Below are 3227 nucleotides of genomic sequence, written 5' to 3' on the forward strand. Positions count from 1 at the left end.
CTAATCCGGTTTCTTCCGCCCTTCATCGGTCCCCGGGGCAAGAAACGCTCCGACCCCCAGCACGATCAACAGAGCTGGCCACCAGATCCGCAGTAGCCGGGCAATGTCCACTTCGATCACCTCCAGGTTGATGGCCAGAGCCAGGGCACCCACCAGGATCAGTGCGACGGCGCCAAAGTTCCCTCTCATTTCGTTTCCTCCCGGTACGCGGCGCCAGGACTTTCTGCCGGCTTCGCGGTCAGTCTTCCCGGAACACAGCGGTCCCGGCATGGGCAAAAGGATCAGGGTAGATATTGATCCAGGTAAGCGTTCACCGCCAGCGCGCCCAAGCCCCGCACGTCAAGCGACGACTCGATGATGAGCGCCTGCTGTTCAGGCGAAAACCTGCGCGCCAGGTGTCTCCTGAACTTCTCGAGCAGCACCGGAATCCCTTCCGCGCGGCGGCGGCGATGGCCGAGCGGGTATTCGGCGACCAGTTCCGTCGTACAATTGCCGTCGGAGAAGAAGACCTGCAAGGCATTGGCGATGGAACGTTTTGCCGGATCCAGATAGTCCTTCGAGAAAGCGGGCTCTTCGATGACCTCGATCTTCGCCCGCAGCGCGTCGATGCGTGCGTCTGCCGCGGCCTCGTCCTCGTAGGCTTCGGCCGTCAGCTGGCCCTCGATGAGGGCGAAGGCGACCATGTACTGCAGGCAATGGTCACGGTCGGCCGGATTGTGCAGGGGCCCCGCTTTGTCGATGATGCGCAGGGCTGATTCGTGGCTGCGAATGACCACCTTCTCGATGCTGTCGAGCCGCTCCAGCACCTGCGGATGAAGCTCGACCGCACACTCGACTGCAGTCTGGGCGTGAAACTCGGCCGGGTAGCTGATCTTGAACAGGATGTTCTCGATCACGTAGCTGCCATAGGGCCGTGACACGCGGAATGCCTGCCCCTTGAACAACGCGTCGTAGAAGCCCCAGGTCCTGGCCGTCAGCGCCGACGGATAGCCCATCTCGCCTTTCATTGAAAACAAGGCCAGCAGAACGCCGCGAGCGGTCGCATCGCCCGCCGCCCAGGACTTGCGAGAGCCGGTGTTCGGCGCGTGGCGATAAGTGCGCAACGGCTGACCGTCCACAAATGCCTGCGAAACGGCGTTGATGATCTGCTGCCGTCCACCACCCATCAGCCAGGTACATACCGCCGCAGACGCCACCTTGACCAGCACGACGTGGTCCAGCCCGACGCGATTGAAACTGTTCTCCAGCGCCAGCACACCCTGAATCTCGTAGGCCTTGATCATCGCCTCCAGCACCTGACGCATCTGCAGCGGCGCTTGGCCACTGGCCATACGCGTCCGCGACAGCCAGTCGGCGGTGGCCAGAATGCCGCCGAGATTATCGGAGGGATGACCCCACTCGGCGGCCAGCCAGGTGTCGTTGAAATCGAGCCAGCGAACCAGGGTGCCAATGTTGAACGCCGCCTGTACCGGGTCGAGCTGAAAGCTCGTCCCCGGCACCCTGGCGCCGTGCGGGACCACCGTCCCGGGGACGAGCGGCCCGAGCAATCTGGTGCATGCCGGATAGGCAAGCGCTTCCATCGCGCAGCCGAGGGCGTCGATCAGACAATATCGCGCGGTGTTGTAGGCAGCACCGGACTCGACCTTGAAGTCCAGGACGTAATCGGCGATATCGACCAGCACCTGGTCAGGCTCTGGGCGATTGGCGGGAATTCGTGATGACATCTTGCGTTTCCTGGTGTGCTGACCAGCTGCCGCGGCGGCGGGGACGAAGCGACTGCCGGCGGGCCTTCTCGCGGCGGCAACGACGACCGGCAAGCCGCTAGCTTCTCGCAGCCAGTGGAAGGAACTCCTGCGTCTCCGGGCCGATGTAATTAGCCGAGGGGCGAATCAGCTTGCCGTCAATGCGTTGCTCGATAACGTGTGCCGCCCAGCCGCTGGTACGGGCGATCACGAACAGCGGCGTGAACATCGGTGTGGGTACGGCGAGCATGTGATAGACAACAGCCGAGAACCAATCGACGTTGGGAAACATGTTTTTTTGATCCCACATCACTTGCTCGATGCGGCTGGCGATGTCGAAAAGTGCCCGGTTGTCGCCGTCCATGCACAATTGCTCAGCCACCGCACGGATCACCTTGTGGCGCGGGTCGGCGATGGTATATATCGGGTGGCCAAAACCGATGATGATCTCGCGGTTGGCCAAGCGGCGGCAGATGTCCTGCTCGGCATGCTGCGGGTCGTTGTAGCGGCTCTGGATTTCGAAGGCGGCCTCGTTGGCGCCACCGTGCCGCGGGCCACTCAATGCCCCGATGGCGCCGCTGACCGCCGCATAGAGATCGGCACCGGTGCCGGTGATGGTGCGCGCCGTAAACGTCGAGGCATTGAACTCATGCTCGGCGTACAGCACCAGCGACTTATCCAGGCTGGCGGCATGCAGCGCCGAGGGCTCCTTGCCGCACAAGAGGTGGAGAAAGTGTGCGGCGATGGACTGGTCGTCGGTCTCGGTCTCGATGCGCCGGCCATTATGCGACCAGTGATACCAGTAAAGCAGCATCGACCCGAAGCTGGCGATCAGCCGATCGGCGATTTCGCGCGCGGCGCCGGGGTTATGGTCCTGCGCCTCCGGCAAGATGGTCCCGAGAGCCGAGCAACCGCTGCGCAGCACATCCGTCGGGTGCGCAGATGCCGGCAGGTTCTCCAACACCGGCCTGAGCCTCACCGGCAAGCCGCGCAGCGTCTTGAGCTTTTTCCGGTACTGGTTCAGTTGCGTCAGGCTGGGCAAACGCCCGTAGAGCAACAGGTAGGCCACTTCCTCGAAAGTCGCGTGCTCGGCCAGGGCAATGACATCGTAGCCGCGGTAGTGCAGATCGTTGCCCGCACGTCCGACGGAACAAATCGCCGTATCCCCGGCCACCACGCCCGATAGGGCGACCGATTTCTTGCCCTTGCGGGCTTCATCACCTATCCACGTATCGTCCATCATTTCCTCCACTCTGCTCGACGTCAAACGGTGCGTGTCGGACGCCAGCACTCGCCGACCGTCGATCGGCCCCGCAACTACCTGACACCGGCACCGCCGGCAAGGTTGTCGGCCGACTGTCTGTCGTCGACATTAGCCGAAGGTAGCCCCTCGGCGGCAGGCAGGCGCGCCGGTGGCAAAAAGGCCAGCGTGCAAGCGCGCTCGTGACCGATCAGCGGCTTGGGTAGCCGAACGATCTCCACATC

At 63.2% G+C, this 3227-nt stretch carries 3 protein-coding genes; all 3 read right to left on the minus strand.

The window, feature by feature from the left end; all coding sequences use genetic code 11:
• Positions 1-189, minus strand: coding sequence for a LiaI-LiaF-like domain-containing protein (locus RUW20_RS11130; RefSeq protein WP_313952285.1), 189 nt, complete (start codon positions 187-189; stop codon positions 1-3).
• A 92-nt stretch (positions 190-281) separates the two neighbouring features.
• Positions 282-1724, minus strand: a complete 1443-nt coding sequence (locus RUW20_RS11135; RefSeq protein ID WP_313952286.1) for a bifunctional 2-methylcitrate dehydratase/aconitate hydratase — start codon at positions 1722-1724, stop codon at positions 282-284.
• A gap of 97 nt (positions 1725-1821) precedes the next feature.
• Positions 1822-2985 (minus strand): 2-methylcitrate synthase, encoded by a 1164-nt coding sequence (gene prpC / locus RUW20_RS11140; RefSeq protein ID WP_313952287.1) that lies wholly within the window; start codon positions 2983-2985, stop codon positions 1822-1824.
• Positions 2986-3227 lie beyond the last annotated feature (242 nt).

This window comes from Accumulibacter sp. (assembly GCF_032229525.1).
In the GTDB taxonomy this organism is placed as follows: Bacteria; Pseudomonadota; Gammaproteobacteria; order Burkholderiales; family Rhodocyclaceae; genus Accumulibacter.